Genomic DNA, 19779 nt, shown 5'->3' on the forward strand with positions numbered 1-19779 from the left:
GGAGCAAGGCATGGTGATTAGTGGGAATACGCGGCTGATAGCGCATCTTGGCTATCCGACCGCCAGTTTTAAGGCGCCGATGATCTACAACCCGTGGTTTGTCGACCAGCAGGTGGACGTGAAGGTGGTGCCGATGGGGGTCAAACCGGAGGACTATGCCGCGTTTATTCCGCCGCTGTTTACGATGACCAATATCATCGGCGCGCTGGTGACGATGCCGCATAAAATCGCCACCTGCGAGCTGGTGCGGCGCCTGAGCCCGACGGCGGCTATCGCCGGCGCCTGTAACGCCATCCGTCGCGAGGCGGACGGCAGCCTCTCCGGGGACATGTTCGATGGCGACGGCTTTGTGCTGGGCCTGCGCCGCAAAGGATTTCATCCTGAGGGGACGCGGGCGCTGGTGGTCGGCAACGGCGGAGTGGGGTCGGCTATCGCCGCCTCTCTCGCGGCGGCAGGGGTTAGCGCTCTGACCCTGTACGATACCCGACCGGAGGTGGCGCACGCTCTCGCCGGACGGCTGCATCAGCACTATCCGCAGCTCGATATCACCCTGATGCAGCGCGATCCGGCCGGACACGAGCTGGTGGTTAACGCCACGCCGCTGGGGATGAAGGTCAGCGATCCGCTGCCGCTGGACGTGGACCGTCTGGCGCCTGGCACCTGGGTGGGGGAGGTGGTGATGACCCAGGAGTATACCCCGCTGCTGAGGGCCGCCCAGGCGCGACAGTGCCCCATCCAGCGCGGGACCGACATGCTGTTTGAAATGATCCCCGCCTATCTGCGCTTTTTCGACCTGCCGGTAGCCACCCCCGAACAGCTGCGGGCGCTGGCGGAAATTCGCTACTGACGCGACGCCCATCCGGCCGCACCGCGCAGTGTGGCCGGGTTTATCATCACGTTATCTGCAGGCGGTTTCTCACATGCCAGCGGACGTTCAGGGCATTTCGTACCACACTTCTTGATCCTCCATGCGCGCCTCTATCTGGCCCGCCACCCTCTGCAGCGTAGAGAGATGCTTTTGCGCCGCCTGCTCAATGGTCATGGCGCTGGCGATATAGACCAGGTTGAGGCAGCCGATGACCCGCTGCTGGCTGCAGACCGGCACGGCGATAGAGGCGATTTTCTCCTCCTGCCGCCAGCCGCGGAAGTTTTCTCCATAGCCGTTCTGGCGGGTGCGGGCGAGGATCGCCGCCAACCGCTCCGGCTCACGGGCCAGCTGATACTCCGCTTCCGGACGGGCGGCCAGCATGCTGAGAATGGCGTCGCGCTCCGCGTCGGGAGCAAAGGCCAGCCACGTCAGACCGGAGGCGGTGAGCAGCAGCGGCAGTCGCCGTCCGACCATCGCCCGGTGAAACGACAGCCGACTGAAACGGTGGGTGGTTTCGCGCACCACCATGGCGTCGACGTCGAGGGTGGTGATGTCCGTCGGCCACTGTACTTCGCGCAGCAGCTCGCCGAGCAGCGGCGTGGCGAGGGCAGAAATCCAATGTTCGTCACGAAATCCGTCGCTCAGCTGGCGGACGTTAATGGTCAGACGAAAGCTGTCATCGGAGCGGCTGCGGCGGACAAAACCCTCCTCCTGCAGCGTCTCCAGCAGCCGGCGCACGGTGGTGCGATGCAGGCCGCTAAACTCCGCCAGCAGGCCAGGCGTCGCGCCGCCGTCGAATTTATTTAACAATTTTAATAACAATAAACCCCTGCTTAATCCGCGCACCGTTTTGTACGCTGTGGACCCATCGTCATGCATCAAACCCTCCTGAAAACGCTTTATAAACAGCGCTGTGCACCTGGTGCACATTCGATGATGTTTTGATTGTAGCCGAAAACCCCCGTCCTATACTCAGCCCATTATAAAAATACGTTTACACATGATTAACAAATGGCCTGCCGGTCTGGCCGTTTCCGAGTCGTGAGGTCGCTGAGAATGACAACATCTACACCCGATATTCAACCCGCCGTGCAGCATACCGCCCAGGTCGCCATCGCCGGCGCCGGTCCGGTAGGCCTGATGATGGCCAACTACCTTGGCCAGATGGGCATCAGCGTGCTGCTGGTGGAAAAGCTCGACAAACTGATCGATTACCCGCGGGCCATCGGTATTGACGATGAATCGCTGCGGGCGATGCAGGCGGTGGGGCTGGTGGATGACGTGCTGCCGCACACCACGCCGTGGCACGCCATGCGCTTTCTGACCCCGAAGGGCCGCTGCTTTGCCGACATCCAGCCGATGACCGATGAGTTTGGCTGGTCGCGGCGCAACGCCTTTATCCAGCCGCAGGTGGATGCGGTGATGTATCACGGCCTGCAGCGTTTCCCACAGGTCCGTTGCCTCTTCTCCCGCGAGGTGGAAGCCTTTAGTCAGAACAGTGACAGTGTCACGTTAAATATCAAAGGGCCGGACGGCGAGCGGGAGACGGTGCGCGCGGACTGGCTGGTGGCCTGCGACGGCGGCGCCAGCTTTATTCGCCGTACGCTAAACGTCCCCTTTGAAGGCAAGACCGCGCCGAATCAGTGGATCGTCATCGATATTGCCAACGACCCGCTGGCCACCCCGCACGTCTATCTGTGCTGCGACCCGGTGCGGCCCTATGTTTCCGCTGCGCTGCCACACGGCGTGCGCCGCTTTGAATTTATGGTGATGCCCGGGGAAACCGAAGCCCAGCTCAGCGAGCCGCACAATATGCGCCGCCTGCTGAGCAAAGTGCTACCGGACCCGGATCGCGTCGAACTGATCCGCCAGCGGGTCTACACCCATAACGCGCGCCTTGCCGAGCGCTTTCGCATTGACCGGGTGCTGCTGGCCGGCGACGCCGCGCACATCATGCCGGTCTGGCAGGGCCAGGGATACAACAGTGGCATGCGCGACGCCTTCAACCTGGCGTGGAAGCTGGCGCTGGTGGTCAACGGCAAAGCGGGAGAGGCGCTGCTTGACAGCTACCAGCAGGAGCGTCGCGACCACGCGAAGGCGATGATTGACCTGTCGGTGACCGCCGGCCACGTGCTGGCGCCGCCGAAGCGCTGGCAGGGGGCCGTGCGCGATGGCCTCTCGTGGCTGCTGAACTACCTGCCGCCGGTGAAACGTTACTTCCTCGAAATGCGCTTTAAGCCGATGCCGCAGTATCGCGACGGGGCGCTGCTGACCGATGGCGCAGATAAATCTTCGCCGGTGGGCAAAATGTTTATTCAACCGCAGGTGACGCTGGAGAATGGCGAGAGCCTCCTGCTCGACGAGGTTATCGGGGCGAATTTCGCCATTATCGGCTGGGGCTGCAACCCGCAGTGGGGGCTCGACGCCGGGCAGATCGCTCGCTGGCGCGCGATAGGGGTGCGCTTTATTCAGGTGGTGCCGGAGGTGCAGATCCACCGCGAGCAGGATAACGCTCCGGGCACGCTGCGGGTGGGGGATAAGCAAAACCGACTGAAGAGCTGGTTTGCGCAACATCATACCGCCATCGCCGTGGTCAGGCCGGACCGCTTTGTCGCCGCCCTCGCTATCCCGCAAACCCTCGGCGCGCAGCTGACCGCCCTGGCGGAAAAAATGACCCTCGCAGCCGGGGATACCGCCCACGCTGAAGAGAAGGTGGCCTGATATGCATGCCTATCTGCACTGTCTGTCGCACACCCCGCTGGTGGGATTCGTTGACCCTGAACAGGCGGTCCTTGATGAGGTCAACGGGGTGATTGCCGACGCCCGGCGGTGGATCGCTGAATTCGATCCCGAACTGGTGGTGCTCTTCGCCCCCGATCACTACAACGGTTTTTTCTATGACGTGATGCCGCCGTTCTGCCTCGGCATCGGCGCCACCGCCATCGGCGACTTCGCCAGCGCCGCCGGCGACCTGCCGGTGCCCACCGAGCTGGCAGAAGCCTGCGCTCACGCCGTGCTCAACAGCGGTATCGACCTGGCGGTGTCGTACAACATGCAGGTGGACCATGGCTTCGCCCAGCCGCTGGAGTTTTTGCTGGGTGGGCTGGATCGCCTGCCGGTGCTGCCGGTGTTTATTAACGGCGTCGCCGCGCCGCTACCGGGTTTTCAACGCACCCGGCAGCTTGGCGAGGCGATGGGCCGCTTCCTCAACACCCTCAATAAGCGGGTGCTGATCCTCGGATCTGGCGGGCTGTCGCACCAGCCGCCGGTGCCGGAGCTGGCGAAGGCCGACGCCCATCTGCGCCACCGCCTGCTCGGCAGCGGCAAACAGCTGCCGCCGGACGAACGCGAGCTGCGCCAGCAGCGGGTGATCAGCGCTGCCCGCCGGTTTACCGAGGACCCGCGCTCGCTCCATCCCCTCAATCCGGTGTGGGACAACCGCTTTATGAGCCTGCTGGAGCAGGGGCGGCTGAGCGAACTGGACGCGATCGGCAACGACGAGCTGTCGGCGATGGCCGGCAAATCGACGCACGAAATTAAGACCTGGGTGGCCGCCTTTGCCGCGCTATCCGCTTTTGGCCGCTGGCGTAGCGAAGGCCGCTATTACCGGCCGATCCCCGAGTGGATCGCCGGATTCGGCTCGCTGAGCGCCACCACCGAGATTTGATTAACCGGGAGACTAACATGAGCTATCAACCGCAAACCGAAGCCGCCACCAGCCGATTCCTCAACGTCGACGAAGGGGGCCGCACGCTGCGTATCCATATCAATGACTGCGGCGACGGGAAAGAGACCGTGGTGATGCTCCACGGCTCCGGGCCGGGGGCTACCGGCTGGGCCAACTTCAGCCGCAATATTGACCCGCTGGTCGAGGCGGGCTATCGCGTGCTGCTCCTCGACTGTCCGGGGTGGGGGAAGAGCGATTCGATCATCAACAGCGGCTCGCGTTCGGATCTCAACGCCCGCATTTTGAAAAGCGTGGTCGATCAGCTGGGGATCGATAAAGTCCATCTGCTGGGCAACTCGATGGGCGGCCACAGCGCAGTGGCCTTCACCCTGAGCTGGCCGGAGCGGGTGGATAAGCTGGTGCTGATGGGCGGGGGGACCGGCGGCATGAGCCTGTTCACGCCGATGCCGACGGAGGGCATCAAGCTGCTGAACGCCCTGTACCGCGAGCCGACCATTGAAAACCTGAAGAAGATGATGAGCATTTTCGTCTTTGACACCCGCGACCTCACTGACGCGCTGTTCGAGGCGCGGCTAAACAATATGCTGTCGCGCCGCGACCATCTGGACAACTTCGTCAAGAGCCTCGAAGCCAACCCGAAGCAGTTCCCTGACTTTGGCCCGCGGCTCGGCGAGATCGCTGCGCCAACTCTGATCGTCTGGGGACGCAACGACCGCTTCGTGCCGATGGACGCCGGGCTGCGCCTGCTCGCCGGGATCGCCGGCTCTGAGCTGCATATTTACCGCGACTGCGGCCACTGGGCGCAGTGGGAACATGCCGACAGTTTTAATCAGCTGGTGCTCAATTTCCTCGCACGAGCCTAAGGAGTAATGATGACTTTTTCTCTTGACGCGCTGGCGCAGCAGCTGCGCGACGCCGAACGGACCGGCCAGGCGATCGCCCCGCTGCGCGATATCCTCGGCGTCGACAACGCCGACGCCGCCTACGCCATCCAGCGTCTGAACGTTCAGCACCACGTGGCCCATGGCCGGCGGGTAGTGGGCCGCAAGGTAGGCCTGACCCATCCCAAAGTGCAGCAGCAACTGGGGGTCAACCAGCCGGATTTCGGCACCCTGTTTGCCGACATGTGCTACGGCGACAACGCCGACGTGCCGTTTGGCCGCGTGCTGCAGCCGAAGGTGGAGGCCGAGATCGCCCTGGTGCTGAAACATGATCTGCCCCATGCCGATACCACTTTTGATGAACTGTATAACGCCATCGAATGGGTGCTGCCGGCGCTGGAGGTGGTGGGCAGCCGCATTCGCGACTGGTCAATCGGCTTTGTCGACACCGTCGCCGATAACGCCTCCTGCGGCCTGTACGTCATCGGCGGCCCGGCGCAGCGCCCGGCGGGGCTGGATCTGAAGCAGTGCGCCATGCGGATGACCCGCAACCAGGAGCTGGTCTCCAGCGGCCGGGGCAGCGAGTGCCTGGGGCATCCGCTGAACGCCGCGGTCTGGCTGGCGCGCAAGATGGCCAGCCTCGGCGAACCGTTGCAGGCGGGGGATATCGTGCTCACCGGGGCGCTAGGCCCAATGGTGGCGATTAACGAGGGGGACAGCTTTGTCGCCCATATTGAAGGTATTGGCTCAGTCGCGGCACGCTTCGTCGCCGCCGGAGAAGGACATCGTGATGCGTAAACGTAAAGTCGCCATTATCGGCTCCGGAAATATCGGCACCGATTTAATGATTAAAATTCTGCGCCACGGCCAGCATCTTGAAATGGCGGTGATGGTCGGCATCGACCCGCAGTCGGATGGTCTGGCCCGCGCCCGGCGCATGGGGGTAGCGACCACCCACGAAGGGGTGGGCGGCCTGATGCAGATGGCGGAGTTTGCCGATATCGACTTCGTCTTCGACGCCACCAGCGCCGGGGCGCACGTCAAAAACGATGCCGCGCTGCGCGAAGCGAAGCCGGGGATCCGCGTCATCGACCTGACGCCGGCGGCGATTGGCCCATACTGCGTGCCGGTGGTCAACCTCGCGGCCAACCTCCACCAGGGCAACGTCAATATGGTGACCTGCGGCGGCCAGGCGACCATCCCGATGGTCGCCGCGGTTTCGCGGGTGGCGAAAGTGCATTATGCAGAGATCGTGGCCTCCATCGCCAGTCAATCCGCCGGGCCGGGCACGCGGGCGAATATCGACGAATTCACCGAAACCACCTCGCAGGCGATTGAAAAAGTCGGCGGCGCGGGCAAGGGCAAGGCGATTATCGTGCTCAACCCGGCGGAGCCGCCGCTAATGATGCGCGATACCGTGTATGTGCTGAGCGAGATGGCGTCCCAGGAGGCGATTGCCGCCTCGATCGCCGAGATGGCGGCGGCGGTGCAGGCTTACGTGCCTGGCTACCGGCTGAAGCAGCAGGTGCAGTTTGAGGTTATCCCCGAGGATAATCCGGTCAACCTCCCCGGCGTGGGCCGTTTTTCCGGCCTGAAAACCGCGGTTTACCTCGAAGTGGAAGGGGCGGCGCACTATCTGCCGGCGTACGCCGGCAACCTCGATATTATGACCTCGGCGGCGCTGGCGACGGCGGAGCAAATGGCCGGGGCAATGAATAGCGCGGCGGGAGCGACAGCATGAACGGTAAAAAACTCTACATTTCGGATGTGACGCTGCGCGATGGTATGCACGCTATTCGTCACCAGTATTCCCTGGCGCAGGTGCAGCAGATTGCCGGCGCGCTGGATAAGGCGGGGGTGGACTCCATCGAAGTGGCCCACGGCGATGGGCTGCAGGGATCCAGCTTCAACTACGGCTTTGGCGCCCACAGTGATATCGCCTGGATTGAAGCGGCGGCGGCGGTGGTCAGCCAGGCGAAAATCGCCACCTTGCTGCTGCCGGGCATCGGCACGCTGCACGACCTGAAAGCCGCGTATCAGGCCGGGGCGCGGGTGGTGCGAGTCGCCACCCACTGCAGCGAAGCGGACGTCGCGGCGCAGCATATTGCCTTTGCCCGCGAGCTGGGGATGGACACCGTCGGTTTTCTGATGATGAGCCATATGATCTCCCCGCAGGCGCTGGCGCAGCAGGCGCTGAAGATGGAATCCTATGGGGCGACCTGCATCTACGTGGTGGATTCCGGCGGGGCAATGAACATGAACGACATTCGCGACCGCTTCCGCGCGCTGAAGGCGGTGCTGAAGCCGGAGACCGCCACCGGGATGCATGCCCACCATAACCTGAGCCTCGGGGTGGCCAACTCTATCGCCGCGGTGGAAGAGGGCTGCGATCGCATAGACGCTAGCCTGGCCGGGATGGGGGCGGGGGCGGGCAATGCGCCGCTGGAGGTGTTTATTGCCGCCGCCGACAAGCTCGGATGGCAACATGGCACCGATCTCTATGCGCTGATGAACGCCGCCGACGAGCTGGTGCGGCCGCTGCAGGACCGCCCGGTGCGCGTCGACCGCGAAACGCTGGCGCTGGGCTACGCCGGGGTCTACTCCAGCTTCCTGCGCCACAGCGAAGCGGCGGCGGCGCGCTATGGCCTCAGCGCGGTGGATATTCTCGTCGAGCTGGGCAAACGGCGGATGGTCGGCGGCCAGGAGGATATGATCGTCGACGTCGCGCTGGATCTGCTTAACCGCCAAAAATAACAACGCGCGGCTGACCACGCATCAGCCGCCCATCACCTGATCCGCTTGTCCGGCTATCGCCAAGGTACCCTATGACCAAGATAACGACCGCAAACTCCTCGCGCCTGATGGTCACCATCGGGCTCTGTTTTATGGTGGCCCTGATGGAGGGGCTGGATCTGCAGGCGGCGGGGATCGCCGCCGTCGGCATGGCGCAGGCCTTTGCGCTGGATAAAATGCTGATGGGCTGGATCTTCAGCGCCGGGATCCTCGGCTTGCTGCCCGGCGCGCTGGTGGGCGGCATGCTCGCGGACCGCCACGGGCGCAAACGCATCCTGCTGAGCTCGGTGCTGTTGTTTGGCCTGTTCTCGCTGGCCACCGCGGTGGCCTGGAGCTTCCCGACGCTGCTGCTGGCGCGCCTGCTCACCGGCGTCGGGCTGGGGGCGGCATTGCCGAACCTGATTGCCTTAACCTCGGAAGCCGCTGGCCCACGCTTTCGCGGCCGGGCGGTGAGCCTGATGTACTGCGGCGTGCCCATTGGCGCCGCGCTGGCGGCGGCGCTGGGGTTCTCTGGCCTCGCCGCGGCCTGGCAGACCATCTTCTGGATTGGCGGCGTGGTCCCGCTGCTGCTGATCCCGCTGTTGATGCGCTGGCTGCCGGAGTCGCAGGCGTTTCAGCGCGTGGAGACCAGCGTGCCGCTGCGCACCCTTTTTGCCCCGGGACATGCTGCCGCCACGCTGCTGCTGTGGCTGGGCTATTTCTTCACCCTGCTGGTGGTCTATATGCTCATCAACTGGCTGCCGATGCTGCTGGTGGGCCAGGGGTTCAGCGCCAGCCAGGCGGCGGGGGTGATGTTCTCTCTGCAGATCGGCGCCGCCTGCGGCACTTTGCTGCTGGGCGCGCTGATGGATAAGCTTACTCCGCTGCGCATGTCGCTTCTGATATACAGCGGCATTCTGGCATCGCTGCTGGCGCTGGGCAGTGCGTCGACGCTGAGCGGGATGCTGCTGGCGGGGTTTGTGGCCGGGCTGTTCGCCACCGGCGGCCAGAGCGTGCTCTACGCGCTGGCGCCGCTCTTCTATCCCGCGGCGATCCGCGCTACCGGGGTCGGCACCGCCGTGGCGGTGGGCCGCCTCGGGGCGATGAGCGGCCCTTTGCTGGCCGGCAAGATGCTGGCCCTCGGCACCGGCACCGTCGGGGTGATGGCAGCCTCAGCGCCGGGCATCGTGCTGGCCGGCGTGGCGGTGTTCTGGCTGATGCATCGCCAGCAGCGCGCGGCCATGGTCTGATGCTGTCCGGCGGTCTGGCGGAAAAATGCCGGGCCGCCGCCTTGCCTCTCCGCGTGTCCTGGCCTAAGGTAAGACATCATTCCCTGTCGTTTATCGTCTCTATGGCTTACCGCTCCCGCTTGCTCGACGCTATCCCTGGCATCCGCCACGCGTTTCTCGATGTCCACGAAACCGCCGCTTTTCCCTATGCCGAATTGGCCCCGGTGAAGCTGGTCCATGGCAATGAGGTGCATCACTATCAGCAGCCGCTGCCGACGCGGCCGCACGCCGACGCGGTGTTTACCGCCGTGGCCGGGCAAAAGGTGGGGGTGGTGACCGCCGACTGCCTGCCGATACTGATCGCCTCGCGCGACGGTCGCTTCGTCTGCAGCGTCCATGCCGGCTGGCAGGGGCTGGCCAGCGGCATTGTCGACAACAGTCTGGCGACTTTTCGCCAGCAGGGGGTGGCGCTGGCCGATCTGGTTATCGCCGTGGGGCCGCATATTCACCCTTGCTGTTACGAAGTCTCCGCCGGATTTTATCAGCAACTGCTGGACCAGCCCGGCGGTGATCGGGTGGCCCGGCACCGCCAGCGGCTGTTCCATTCCCGTTCGGGCCCGGTCAGCGATCCGCTTAAAGCCGCCGCACGCGGCAGCGATAATCTGTGGTTTGATCTGCGCGCTTTCGCTGAAGCGATCTTCGCAGAGGCGGGGGTGGCGCCGGCGAGCGTTGAATGGCTGGGGAGCTGCACCTATTGCACGCCGCAATCGCTGGGCTCCTACCGGCGCCGGACCCATTTTCCGGCGCCGAAGAGCTTTCAGTACTCGTGGATCATGCGTCAGGCCTGAGGCGCGCTGGCGTTAGATCACCCGAAAACCGTGGGTGCCGTCGCGGGCCAGCTGATCCACCAGGCCGTACTCCCACTCCAGATAGGCCTGCATGGCCTCTGCGGAATTATCGGTCCCTTCATAGGGACGGCGATAGCGGTCCCGGCGCTCGACGGCGAGGCCGTCGTCGCCATGGGCCAGCGGCAGACCGGCGGCGATCCACGCCAGCGTCCCGCCGCGCAATACCTGTACCGGCTTATCGGTTAAGGCCGCCACCTCGGGCACCGCGTAGCGGGCCAGCAGGCTGCTGCCGCAGGTCACCACGTAACGTTGCGCGGGAGGGATCGCTTCCAGGGCCTGGCGCAGCTGCGAGCGCGTCAGCCACCACGCGCCGGGGATATGGCGGGCGACAAAGTTGGCGCTGGTGGTAAAATCGAGCACCACCGTCCCGGGCTCCTCCAGCTGTTGCGCCAGCTGCGCCGGGCTTATCTCCTCCGCCGGCGGGGCGGGGGGCACTTCGGCGGCCGGCACCCCGCGCTCGCTCAGCTGGCTGGCCGACAGCGCGCTCAGCCGCGCCGTCTCCCAGCCCATCTGCGCCAGCCACGAGCCGGTCATCGCCGCCCGGACGCCATCGTCATCCAGTAACACTATCCGCGCTCCCCGCACGCTGGCGAAGTGATCGGTCTCCTGCACCAGCTGGCCGCCTGGCGCGCTCAGGCTGCCAGGATAGTGGCCCGCCGCGTACTCCTCGGGGCTGCGGACATCAAACAGGAAGGTGGTGCGGTCGCTCTGCTGCCGCCAGCGTTGTAGCGTCGCTTCATCGATGACTGCCACCCCGGCCCGTTCGGCGAGATGCGCCGCCTCGGCGGCCCGGACGCCAGAGGCGCGGGCGGAGGGGTCGTATTGCCGCTGCTGCTGGTGCGCCAGCGTCTGACCGGCCAGCGTCCAGCCGATAGTGCCATTGCGCAGGGCATGGACCGGGTTCGGCACTCCGGCGTTGATCAGCGACTGGGTGCCGATGATGCTGCGGGTGCGTCCGGCGCAGTTGACGATGATCGGCGTCTGCGGGGAGGGCGTCAGGCTCTCCACCCGCAGGACCAGCTCGCCGCCGGGCACGCTGATGCTGCCGGGGATGCTCATGGTCTGGTACTCATCGAAGCGCCGGGCGTCGACGATCACCACCTCCTGCCGGTTGTCGATGAGCGCCTGAACCTCCTGGGCGCTGAGCGACGGCGTGTGACGCACGCTTTCCACCAGCTCGCCAAAAGCTTTACTGGCAGAGTTGACGTCCTGAAACAGCTCGCCGCCGCTGCGGCGCCAGCCGGCGAGACCCTCGGCCAGCAGGGCCACATCCTGATAGCCCCAGGTCCGCAGCCGTTCGACGGCGATCTCCGCCAGCCCTTCGCCGTTGTCGTAGACGGTGATCGGGGTAGTGAAGCGCGGTATCCGCCGGCGGACCTCCAGCTCCAGTTTGCTGAGCGGCAGATTGACGGCAAACAGTGGATGAGCGGTGGCGAAATCGGCCTCTTCACGGACGTCGATGAGCGCCAGTTCACGACGGTCGAGCAGCGCCTGACGGATCCCGGCGGCCTGGCGATAAGCGTAAGTGGACATAATGGTTATCCTTGGTGTTCGCGGGAGGAATCCCAGATATTGGGTAAATGGCGGTTGGAGTAGCCGGATATAAACGGTTTTTGCTGGCCTTCCGGGGTATACACTGCGCGCTTCACCGCGCCGATGTTGCCGCCGTAAACATGTATGCTGATGGAGACGCGATCCGCCAGCGCATTGCTGACGCGATGAATGTCGCCATCGTCAGCGGAGACTTTCTCCACCTGACCTGCCTGCAGAAGCGTGGCGGCGCCCAGCGCGCGCGGTATGCCATCGGCATCCAGCTGGTAGCGTTGATTTTCCTCCGCGCCGCGCAGCATCCCAATGGCGCCCCACACCCGGTGGTCATGGATCGGCGTCGCCTGTCCCGGCCCCCAGACGAAGCTGACGATCGAGAAGCGCTCGCCGGAGTCGGCATGCAGCAAATACTGCTGGTAATGGTGTGGGTGCGGCAGGGTGTACTCTTCCGGCAGCCAGTCGTCGTGACGCACCAGCGCCGCCAGCCGCTGCGCCACGGCGTCAAGCAGCGGCGCGGTCGAGTGGTGTTCCCGGTGCAGACGGTCAACCTCATGAATAAAATGGCGTAATTTTTCCAGTCGTGGTGCAGTCATGTGCGCTTCCTGTCAGAGGGACTGGTCTAAACGCTAACAGAGGCGTTAATATTATTTAAATGCAATTTACGCATATATTAATATGCAAATTTCACATAAGGATCCTATGCGCATCGACGATATTGACGCTCTGCTGGCCACAGTGCAGTTTTCTTCCCTCAATCAGGCGGCGGATTATCTGGGGATCACCCAGTCGGCGATCACCCGGCGCCTGCAGCGTCTGGAGCAGGAGCTGAACGTCACGCTGTTAGCGCGTCAGACCCGCCCGCTGACCCTGACCGCCGCCGGTCAGCGGGTGTACGAGCAGTGCCTGAGCATTAAGCGCGAGACGAAAAAGCTCTACAGCCTGTTGGATCCGCAAGGCGAGCCGCGCGGCGCGCTGCGTCTCGGCGTACCGCAGAGTATCAGCGAGATCGCGCTGCCGGCGGCGCTGGCGGCGCTGAGCCAGCAGTTTCCCGCACTGTCCCCGCAGGTCACCTGCGGCTGGAGCGGAGAGCTGCAGCGCCGGCTGGAAAACGGCGAACTGGACGGCATGCTGGCGATGGGCCCCGCCCAGCAGACCCTCGCCGAGGGCTACAGCGGGCGTCTGCTGTGCCCCCTGGAGGTGGTGCCGATTGCCGCCCGGCGGCTGAATCTGCGGGCGTCGTCGCTGCGGGAGTGCGTCGAACAGGGCTGGATCCTTAACCCCGATGGCTGTGGCCTGCGCGCCGGGCTCATCCGCGAGCTGCAAAGCCAGGGCCTGCGCCTGAAGCTTAACGTCGAGAGCGCGGGCGCCCAGCTGCAGATGGCGCTGGTGGCGCAGGGACTGGGGCTGGGTCTGGTGCCGCGGGCGGCGCTGGCGGCCAGCCCGTGGCGGGACGAGATCGAGGTCGTCAACCTCAGCGATTTTCAGCCTGCGGTGTCGCTGTGGCTGATCCACGCTCAGTATCTGGCCAACCTGCAGTCGCCGCTGATCTTTTTCGCCAGCAAAGTGGTGCAGCAGCTGACAGTATCCGACTGAAAACACTACTCATTTTCTATTAATGCAAGCCTTGCATATTAAGATATGATAAAAATGCATTTTGTTCATTAACACACTCTGTATAGGGTAATGACCAGCGCCGCCGTCGCGGCCACTCCATTACCCTGACGCAAGGAGTTGTTCATGAGCATTCAGTTTCTTGGCATGATTGGCCACCGCCTTTCTTCCGAAACGATTGCCCCGGTGGGGCCGATCTTTGACCGCGACTATATTGTTCGCTTCGCGCAAACCCATGAAGCCGCCGGGTTCGATCGCCTGCTGGTGGGTCACTGGTTCGATCAACCCGACGGCTTTCTGGTAACCGCCCTGGCCGGACTGTCGACGCAGAAAATTCAGTACCTGCTGGCCCATCGCCCCGGTTTTGTATCGCCGACCCTCGCCGCGCGCAAATTCGCCACCCTTGAGCATCTGCTGGGGGGCCGGCTGGCGGTGCATATCATCAGCGGCGGCAATGACGCCGAGCAGCGCCGGGACGGCGATTACCTCGACCACGACCAGCGCTATGCCCGCACCGACGCCTTCCTCGACGTGGTGCGCCAGGTGTGGACCAGCGAGCAGCCTGTCGATATTCACAACGATTTTTATCAGGCCGAACAGGCCTGGTCAGCTATTCGTCCGCTGCAAAAGCCGCATCTTCCCATCTACTTTGGCGGCTCGTCGGCAGCGGCCATCGCCGTCGCCGGCAAACATGCCGACGTCTTCGCCCTGTGGGGCGAGTCGCTGGCGCAAACCGGCGAGACCATCCAGCGCGTGCGCGCCGAAGCGGCGAAACACCAGCGTGACATCGGTTTCAGCGTCTCGTTCCGGCCGATTATCGCCGACAGCGAAGCCGAGGCCTGGGAGAAAGCCGAGCATATCCTGCATGTCGCCACCGAGCAGGCGGCGCAGCGCGGGGGCGGTTTCAAGACCAAACCGGACAGCATCGGCGCCCAGCGGCTGCGGGCCACCGCCGCGCAGGGCAGAGTGGTGGACAAACGCCTGTGGACCGGCATCGCCCAGCTGGTGGGCGGCGGGCATAACTCTACCGCCCTGGTGGGCACCCCGGAGCAGGTGGCCGATGCGCTGCTCGATTACTACGACCTCGGGGTGCGCAACTTCCTGATCCGCGGATTCGACCCGCTGAACGATGCGGCAGACTACGGCCGGGCGCTGTTGCCGATCGCTCGTGAAAAAGCCGCGCGGCGTGCGGCGGCGGAGCGCGCATCGTGATCCATCCTGAGCGCGACGACTGGGCGCAGCAGCTGACGGCGGTACGCCAACAGATGGCGGAGCAGGCGGCCAGCCTCGACGCCAGCGGCGACTTTCCCTGGCGCAATATCGACCACCTGCGCGCGGGGGGCTGGTTAAGCCTCGCCGTGCCGCGTGCTTACGGCGGCGCGGGCGCCAGCCTGGCCCAGTTGCAGCAGGCCATCGCCGCCATCGCCTGGGGTGAGCCGGCGACGGCGCTGATCGTCTGCATGCAGTATCTGCACCATTTGCGGCTGGCGGAAAACGACGCCTGGCACGCGCCGCTGCGCCAGCAGGTTTTTCACGACGCCGTCGAACGCGGTGGCCTGATCAACAGCCTGCGCGTTGAGCCGGAGCTGGGTTCCCCGGCGCGCGGCGGCCTGCCGGACACCGTGGCGAGCCGCTGCGCGGACGGCTGGGACATCAACGGTCATAAAATCTATACCACCGGCATTGAAGGGCTACGCTGGCTGGCGGTATGGGCGAGAAGCGATGATAACCCGCCGCGGGTGGGCACCTGGCTGGTGCCTGGCGACAGCGCCGGGATTAGCGTGGTGAAAAGCTGGGATCACGCCGGGATGCGGGCCACCGGCAGCCATGAGGTGATTTTTCGCCACGTGCGGGTGGCGGCAGAGCACGCGGTGGATGTCTGGCCTGTCGATGCACCACCCTCTGCCCAGGCGGAACCGTTGCGCCTGTTCGCCAACCGGCAGACGGCGCTGCTGGCGGCGATCTATGACAGCATCGCCCGCGCCGCTCACCACTGGCTGGTGAGGTGGCTGACGGGGCGGGTGCCCGCGGGCCTCGGCCATCCGCTTTCCCGCCTGCCGCGGGTGCAGGAGAAGGTCGGGCAGATCGCCGGGCTGCTGCTGGTGAACCGCAGCCTGCTGGAGCAGGCCGCCGCGCTGCGCTTTTCCGCCATCGAGGCCAATCTGGCGAAAGTCACCATTACCGACAACGCCATTCAGGCGGTGAATATCGCGCTCGAGCTGACCGGTAATCATGGCCTCAGCCGACAGAACCCGCTGGAACGCCACTACCGTAATGTGCTCTGCGGCCGGGTGCATACCCCGCAGAGCGACAGCGCCTGGCTGGCAGCCGGCCACTTCGTCTTTCAATCACAAGGATAATCACGATGCGTCTATCATTCTCAGGCCGGGTGGCGGCAGCGCTGATGCTGCTGGCGCTGGGCGGTTACGCGACGGCGCAGGAGCGGCTTACCCTGCGCATCGCCGATCAAAAAGGCGGCATGCGTTCGCAGCTGGAGGCGGCCAACGCCCTGCAAAACCTCCCCTATGACATTAAGTGGGCTGAATTCCCGGCCGCCGCGCCGCTGGCGGAAGCCCTTAACGCGGGCGCCGTGGACGCGGGGATCATCGGCGATGCGCCGCTGCTCTTCGCCCTGGCTAACGGCGCGCCGGTGAAAGCGATTGCCGTGGACAAAAGCAATCCGGCGGGGACCGCGGTGCTGGTTTCCCCCGGCAGCGCGATAAAAACCGCCGCCGGGTTAAAAGGCAAGCGCATTGCCACCGGCAAAGGGTCGATTGGTCATTTCGTGGCGCTGAAAGCGCTCGAGCAGGCGGGCATCTCGCCGAAGGAGGTGCAGTGGGTGTTCCTCGGCCCGGTGGACGCCAAAGTGGCGCTGCTTAACGGTTCGGTGGACGCCTGGGCGACCTGGGAGCCCTACACCACCCAAATGGTGAAGACCAACGAGGGGCAGATCCTGGTGAGCGGCAAAGGGCTGCTGCCGGGGAATACCTTCCTTGCGGCAACGAATTCCGCGCTTAACGATCCGCAAAAGCGCGCCGCGCTGCAGGATTATCTCCAGCGCCTGGCCGGCGCCGAGCGCTGGGCCTACGCCAATCTCGACAGCTACGGCAAAACGCTGGGGGAGATCATCCGCTTCCCGGCGGAGATCGCCCGCGCACAGTTTGCCAACCGCCAGTCGCAGTGGCAGCCGCTGGCAGAGGAAACCGTGACCCAGCAGCAGGCGACGGCGGACTTTTATCTCGCCAACGGCCTGATCCGCACCCGGCTGGACGTGAAGCCGACCTTTGACCCCAGCTTTAGCGTGCCCGCCGCGCCGGCCCACGCGGAGGTGACGCCATGAGCCGATCCGCTTTTTCCCGCCGCCGTTTTTTACAGCTTAGCGGCGGCCTGGCGCTGGCCGGGGTTTCTCTGCCGCTGTGGGCTCACGATATGGCGGAGATGGCCAGCGGCGATGCCCATCCGGCGCTGCGCCTGCCAGAGCCCTACAAGATCAAGCTGGCGATCAACAAAAGCGCGGTATGCCTCGCGCCGGTCGCCGTCGCCGAGCAGCATAAGATTTTCAGTAAATATAACCTCGACGTTGAGTTTGTTAACTTCGGTAACTCCACCGATGTGCTGCTGGAGGCGATCGCCACCGGCAAGGCCGACGCCGGGGTGGGGATGGCGCTGCGCTGGCTGAAGGCGCTGGAGCAGGGCTTTGACGTCAAGCTCACCGCCGGTACCCACGGCGGCTGTCTGAACCTGCTGACGGCCAAAGACTCGCCGTTCGGCGGCCTCGAGAGCCTGAAGGGACAAACCATCGGCGTCACCGACATGGCCGGGCCGGATAAAAACTTCTTCGCCATTCTGCTTAAGCGCCACGGTATCGACCCGATCAGCGACGTGCAGTGGAAAGTCTACCCGGCGGATCTGCTCAGCGTGGCGCTGGACAAGCGCGAAATCGCCGCCATCAGCGGCAGCGAGCCGTTCAGCTATCGGCTGCTGGAGACCGGCAAGTATCAGCTTGTCGCCAGCAATATGACCGGAGATTATGCCAACCTCAGCTGCTGCGTGCTGGGGGTGAGCGGGAGCCTGGCGCGGGACCATAAACCGGCCGCCGCGGCGCTCACTCAGGCGATCCTTGAAGCGCACAGCTATGCCGCAGAACACCCGGAAAGCGTGGCGCAATCCTTCCTTGCCCATGCGCTCAATACCAATGAAGCGGAGGTGAGCGGCATTCTGCACGGGCAGGGGCACGGCCACCACGCGGTGGGTGAGGCGTTCGTGAAAGAGCTGACGCAGTACGCGGTCGACCTGCAGCGGGTGCAGGTGATCAAACCGGGCACCGATCCCCATCAGTTTGCGGAGAGTATCTATGCCAACGTCTTCGCCTGAGCAGGTTCTGGCGCGCCCCACCGTCCGCGCGCCGCTGTGGGGAGAAGGGCTGCTGGCCGCCGCGCTGTGGCTGCTGGGCGGTCTGTTTACTCTGACCTGGCCCGATGCCGGGCGGCGCTGGCCGTTTAGCGAGGGCTGGGCGCTGGCGCAGTTCACCTTCGGCGGCGGCTTGCTGCTGCTGGCGCTGAGCTATCGCTACTGGCGAGCGCGCGGCGCGCGCGTGCGGCATGCCGGCAAGTGGCTGGCGCTGCTGCCGGTGCTGTTCGCTGCCTGGGAAGGGCTGACCGCCAAGAGCGGCGTGCTGCCGGTGCCGTTTTTCGCGCCGCCGCAGGCGCTGATCGAGGTGCTGCATGATGACTGGCCGCGTCTGCTCGACAGCCTGTTGCACTCCCTGGGGCTGCTGGGGCTCGGCGTGCTGCTCGGCACCAGCAGCGGGTTCATCACCGGTCTGGCCATTGGCTGGTCGCAACGGATTGGCTACTGGGTCCATCCGGTGTTACGCCTGCTGGGGCCGGTGCCGTCTACCGCGCTGCTGCCGCTGTGCCTGTTTATTTTTCCGTCAAGCTTCGGCGCCAGTGTGTTTTTGATTGCGCTGAGCACCTGGTTCCCGGTTACGGTGCTGACCTGGTCCGGGGTCATTGGCATTGACAAGGCATGGTACGACGTGGCGCGGACCCTCGGCGCCAGCCAGCGTTTCCTGATCCTGCGGGTGGCGATCCCCGCCGCGCTGCCGAACGTCTTTGTCGGCCTGTTTATGGGGCTTGGCGCGTCGTTTTCGGTGCTGATTGTGGCTGAAATGGTCGGGGTGAAGTCGGGGATCGGCTTTTACCTCCAGTGGGCCCAGGGCTGGGCGGCCTATCCCAATATGTACGCCGCGCTGCTGGTGATGGCCTTGCTGTGCTCCGGCCTGATTAGCGGATTATTTATGCTGCGCGATAAGCTGCTGAGCTGGCAGCGGGGAGGGATGCAATGGTAACCGCGACGTCAGGTTCGCAGACGATAGCGCGCGGCGCGGCGGTATCGATAAGCCATCTTCATCACGCGTTTACGCTCGGCAAACAGGCGGTGCCGGTGCTGGAGAATATCAGCCTGCAGCTGCGGCCGGGGGAAAGCGTGGCGCTGCTGGGTCCTTCCGGCTGCGGTAAATCCACCCTGCTGCGGCTGCTGGCCGGGCTGGAAGCGCCGCAGAGCGGACAGATGCAGTTCGACGGCGCGCCGCTCGGCGCTCCGGGGCCGGAGCGCATACTGGTGTTTCAGGATCCGACGCTCTATCCGTGGCTGACGGTGCGGCAGAACGTACTGCTGGGCCCGCAGGCGCAGGGCAAAAGGGGGCTGGAAGCAAAGGCCGACGCGCTGATTGACCGCATCGGGCTGCAGGCCTTCAGCGAGGCGTGGCCGCGGCAGCTGTCAGGGGGGATGGCGCAGCGCGCCGCGCTGGCGCGCGCGTTGTTGAACGAGCCGCGCCTGCTGCTGCTCGACGAACCGCTGGGCAAGCTGGACTCGCTGACCCGCATCAGTATGCAGCGGGAGCTGATCGCCCTCTGGCAGCAGCAGGGTTATACCAGCCTGCTGGTGACCCACGATATCGAAGAGGCGCTGCTGCTGTGCGAGCGGGTGCTGGTGATGTCGCCGCGTCCGGGGCGGATTATCGCCGAGTTCGCCTTGCCGCTGGCCTTTCCCCGCCATCGCGATAACCCGCAGCTGCTGCAGCATCGTCAGGATATATTGCGCATCCTCGGCCAGGAGGAGGACTGGTAAGGTGAACGCAATGCCCGGTGGCGGCTGCGCCTTACCGGGCCTACGAACTCCACAGGAAGGGGAAGGACCGCAGGCCATGCTGTTGTAGGCCGGTGCAAGCGCAGCGCCGCCCGGCAATGGGCATCCGGCGCCATGCGCCACG

At 64.8% G+C, this 19779-nt stretch carries 18 protein-coding genes and 1 pseudogene; 16 read left to right on the plus strand and 3 right to left on the minus strand.

Annotated elements, in window-relative coordinates:
- The first annotated feature begins 10 nt into the window (after nucleotides 1-10).
- The gene (locus tag ACLH1I_RS04475) at nucleotides 11-847 is read left to right on the plus strand and encodes a shikimate dehydrogenase family protein (RefSeq protein ID WP_151385436.1); all 837 of its coding nucleotides are present in this window, start codon (nucleotides 11-13) and stop codon (nucleotides 845-847) included.
- Between the two features lie 87 nt (nucleotides 848-934).
- Here ACLH1I_RS04475 and ACLH1I_RS04480 read toward each other — a convergent pair whose 3' ends face one another.
- A complete protein-coding gene (locus ACLH1I_RS04480; protein WP_023318526.1) occupies nucleotides 935-1747 on the minus strand; it encodes a DNA-binding transcriptional regulator in 813 nt (270 codons plus the stop codon).
- Between the two features lie 177 nt (nucleotides 1748-1924).
- On the opposite strand from ACLH1I_RS04480, the gene ACLH1I_RS04485 reads away from it, so the two are divergent.
- The 8 genes from ACLH1I_RS04485 to ACLH1I_RS04520 all read left to right on the plus strand — a co-directional run bounded on the left by ACLH1I_RS04485 (nucleotide 1925) and on the right by ACLH1I_RS04520 (nucleotide 10286).
- The gene (locus ACLH1I_RS04485; protein ID WP_151385437.1) at nucleotides 1925-3589 is read left to right on the plus strand and encodes a bifunctional 3-(3-hydroxy-phenyl)propionate/3-hydroxycinnamic acid hydroxylase; all 1665 of its coding nucleotides are present in this window, start codon (nucleotides 1925-1927) and stop codon (nucleotides 3587-3589) included.
- Between the two features lies 1 nt (nucleotide 3590).
- Nucleotides 3591-4535: a 2,3-dihydroxyphenylpropionate/2,3-dihydroxicinnamic acid 1,2-dioxygenase gene (gene mhpB, locus ACLH1I_RS04490; RefSeq protein WP_198079693.1), complete on the plus strand. Its 945-nt coding sequence runs from the start codon at nucleotides 3591-3593 to the stop codon at nucleotides 4533-4535.
- A gap of 17 nt (nucleotides 4536-4552) precedes the next feature.
- Nucleotides 4553-5419, plus strand: coding sequence for a 2-hydroxy-6-oxonona-2,4-dienedioate hydrolase (gene mhpC / locus ACLH1I_RS04495; RefSeq protein ID WP_017901283.1), 867 nt, complete (start codon nucleotides 4553-4555; stop codon nucleotides 5417-5419).
- A gap of 9 nt (nucleotides 5420-5428) precedes the next feature.
- Nucleotides 5429-6235 (plus strand): 2-keto-4-pentenoate hydratase, encoded by an 807-nt coding sequence (gene mhpD / locus ACLH1I_RS04500; protein ID WP_017901282.1) that lies wholly within the window; start codon nucleotides 5429-5431, stop codon nucleotides 6233-6235.
- A complete protein-coding gene (gene mhpF, locus ACLH1I_RS04505; protein ID WP_004203053.1) occupies nucleotides 6228-7178 on the plus strand; it encodes an acetaldehyde dehydrogenase in 951 nt (316 codons plus the stop codon). Before mhpD ends, mhpF begins: the two co-directional genes overlap by 8 nt.
- Nucleotides 7175-8191, plus strand: coding sequence for a 4-hydroxy-2-oxovalerate aldolase (gene mhpE / locus ACLH1I_RS04510; RefSeq protein WP_023318522.1), 1017 nt, complete (start codon nucleotides 7175-7177; stop codon nucleotides 8189-8191). The genes mhpF and mhpE overlap by 4 nt, the downstream gene beginning before the upstream one ends.
- 71 nt (nucleotides 8192-8262) lie before the next feature.
- Complete coding sequence (mhpT, locus tag ACLH1I_RS04515) at nucleotides 8263-9459, plus strand: 3-(3-hydroxy-phenyl)propionate transporter MhpT (protein ID WP_151628673.1); 1197 nt, start codon at nucleotides 8263-8265, stop codon at nucleotides 9457-9459.
- A 101-nt stretch (nucleotides 9460-9560) separates the two neighbouring features.
- Entirely contained in the window at nucleotides 9561-10286 is a 726-nt protein-coding gene (locus ACLH1I_RS04520) for a polyphenol oxidase family protein (protein ID WP_025999346.1), read from the plus strand.
- A gap of 12 nt (nucleotides 10287-10298) precedes the next feature.
- On the opposite strand, the gene ACLH1I_RS04525 is transcribed toward ACLH1I_RS04520, so the two are convergent.
- On the minus strand, nucleotides 10299-11879 hold the full coding sequence (locus ACLH1I_RS04525) for a rhodanese homology domain-containing protein (RefSeq protein WP_065877489.1): 1581 nt from the start codon (nucleotides 11877-11879) through the stop codon (nucleotides 10299-10301).
- A gap of 5 nt (nucleotides 11880-11884) precedes the next feature.
- Entirely contained in the window at nucleotides 11885-12487 is a 603-nt protein-coding gene (locus tag ACLH1I_RS04530) for a cysteine dioxygenase (RefSeq protein ID WP_004203047.1), read from the minus strand.
- 106 nt (nucleotides 12488-12593) lie between these two features.
- On the opposite strand from ACLH1I_RS04530, the gene ACLH1I_RS04535 reads away from it, so the two are divergent.
- From ACLH1I_RS04535 to ACLH1I_RS04565, 7 genes and pseudogenes are all read left to right on the plus strand, one after another.
- Nucleotides 12594-13487 (plus strand): LysR family transcriptional regulator, encoded by an 894-nt coding sequence (locus tag ACLH1I_RS04535; RefSeq protein ID WP_043519836.1) that lies wholly within the window; start codon nucleotides 12594-12596, stop codon nucleotides 13485-13487.
- Nucleotides 13488-13631: 144 nt separating this feature from the next.
- Nucleotides 13632-14727: pseudogene (locus tag ACLH1I_RS04540) on the plus strand (LLM class flavin-dependent oxidoreductase).
- The gene (locus ACLH1I_RS04545; RefSeq protein WP_048295024.1) at nucleotides 14714-15865 is read left to right on the plus strand and encodes an acyl-CoA dehydrogenase family protein; all 1152 of its coding nucleotides are present in this window, start codon (nucleotides 14714-14716) and stop codon (nucleotides 15863-15865) included. The pseudogene ACLH1I_RS04540 and the gene ACLH1I_RS04545 overlap by 14 nt, the downstream one beginning before the upstream one ends.
- Nucleotides 15866-15870: 5 nt before the next feature.
- Nucleotides 15871-16845 carry an ABC transporter substrate-binding protein gene (locus ACLH1I_RS04550; protein WP_151385518.1) on the plus strand — a complete coding sequence of 325 codons (975 nt, stop codon included), beginning with the start codon at nucleotides 15871-15873 and terminating at the stop codon, nucleotides 16843-16845.
- On the plus strand, nucleotides 16842-17879 hold the full coding sequence (locus tag ACLH1I_RS04555) for an ABC transporter substrate-binding protein (RefSeq protein ID WP_151628671.1): 1038 nt from the start codon (nucleotides 16842-16844) through the stop codon (nucleotides 17877-17879). Before ACLH1I_RS04550 ends, ACLH1I_RS04555 begins: the two co-directional genes overlap by 4 nt.
- Nucleotides 17860-18855 carry an ABC transporter permease gene (locus ACLH1I_RS04560; RefSeq protein ID WP_053810247.1) on the plus strand — a complete coding sequence of 332 codons (996 nt, stop codon included), beginning with the start codon at nucleotides 17860-17862 and terminating at the stop codon, nucleotides 18853-18855. Before ACLH1I_RS04555 ends, ACLH1I_RS04560 begins: the two co-directional genes overlap by 20 nt.
- A complete protein-coding gene (locus ACLH1I_RS04565) occupies nucleotides 18849-19637 on the plus strand; it encodes an ABC transporter ATP-binding protein (RefSeq protein WP_017901271.1) in 789 nt (262 codons plus the stop codon). The genes ACLH1I_RS04560 and ACLH1I_RS04565 overlap by 7 nt, the downstream gene beginning before the upstream one ends.
- The last annotated feature ends 142 nt before the right edge of the window (nucleotides 19638-19779 follow it).

The organism is Klebsiella sp. 1SOBk10mer (genome assembly GCF_046602535.1).
Classification (GTDB): domain Bacteria; phylum Pseudomonadota; class Gammaproteobacteria; order Enterobacterales; family Enterobacteriaceae; genus Klebsiella; species Klebsiella quasipneumoniae.

Excerpts from the sequence above, each read along its gene's own strand:
- mhpD (WP_017901282.1), top strand. The coding sequence starts at position 5,429 with ATGACTTTTTCTCTTGACGCGCTGGCGCAGCAGCTGCGCGACGCCGAA.
- ACLH1I_RS04555 (WP_151628671.1), top strand. The coding sequence starts at position 16,842 with ATGAGCCGATCCGCTTTTTCCCGCCGCCGTTTTTTACAGCTTAGCGGC.
- mhpT (WP_151628673.1), top strand. The coding sequence starts at position 8,263 with ATGACCAAGATAACGACCGCAAACTCCTCGCGCCTGATGGTCACCATC.
- ACLH1I_RS04485 (WP_151385437.1), top strand. The coding sequence starts at position 1,925 with ATGACAACATCTACACCCGATATTCAACCCGCCGTGCAGCATACCGCC.
- ACLH1I_RS04535 (WP_043519836.1), top strand. The coding sequence starts at position 12,594 with ATGCGCATCGACGATATTGACGCTCTGCTGGCCACAGTGCAGTTTTCT.
- ACLH1I_RS04560 (WP_053810247.1), top strand. The coding sequence starts at position 17,860 with ATGCCAACGTCTTCGCCTGAGCAGGTTCTGGCGCGCCCCACCGTCCGC.
- ACLH1I_RS04525 (WP_065877489.1), bottom strand. The coding sequence starts at position 11,879 with ATGTCCACTTACGCTTATCGCCAGGCCGCCGGGATCCGTCAGGCGCTG.
- ACLH1I_RS04550 (WP_151385518.1), top strand. The coding sequence starts at position 15,871 with ATGCGTCTATCATTCTCAGGCCGGGTGGCGGCAGCGCTGATGCTGCTG.
- ACLH1I_RS04565 (WP_017901271.1), top strand. The coding sequence starts at position 18,849 with ATGGTAACCGCGACGTCAGGTTCGCAGACGATAGCGCGCGGCGCGGCG.
- mhpC (WP_017901283.1), top strand. The coding sequence starts at position 4,553 with ATGAGCTATCAACCGCAAACCGAAGCCGCCACCAGCCGATTCCTCAAC.
- mhpE (WP_023318522.1), top strand. The coding sequence starts at position 7,175 with ATGAACGGTAAAAAACTCTACATTTCGGATGTGACGCTGCGCGATGGT.
- ACLH1I_RS04475 (WP_151385436.1), top strand. The coding sequence starts at position 11 with ATGGTGATTAGTGGGAATACGCGGCTGATAGCGCATCTTGGCTATCCG.
- ACLH1I_RS04520 (WP_025999346.1), top strand. The coding sequence starts at position 9,561 with ATGGCTTACCGCTCCCGCTTGCTCGACGCTATCCCTGGCATCCGCCAC.
- ACLH1I_RS04480 (WP_023318526.1), bottom strand. The coding sequence starts at position 1,747 with ATGCATGACGATGGGTCCACAGCGTACAAAACGGTGCGCGGATTAAGC.
- mhpF (WP_004203053.1), top strand. The coding sequence starts at position 6,228 with ATGCGTAAACGTAAAGTCGCCATTATCGGCTCCGGAAATATCGGCACC.
- ACLH1I_RS04530 (WP_004203047.1), bottom strand. The coding sequence starts at position 12,487 with ATGACTGCACCACGACTGGAAAAATTACGCCATTTTATTCATGAGGTT.
- mhpB (WP_198079693.1), top strand. The coding sequence starts at position 3,591 with ATGCATGCCTATCTGCACTGTCTGTCGCACACCCCGCTGGTGGGATTC.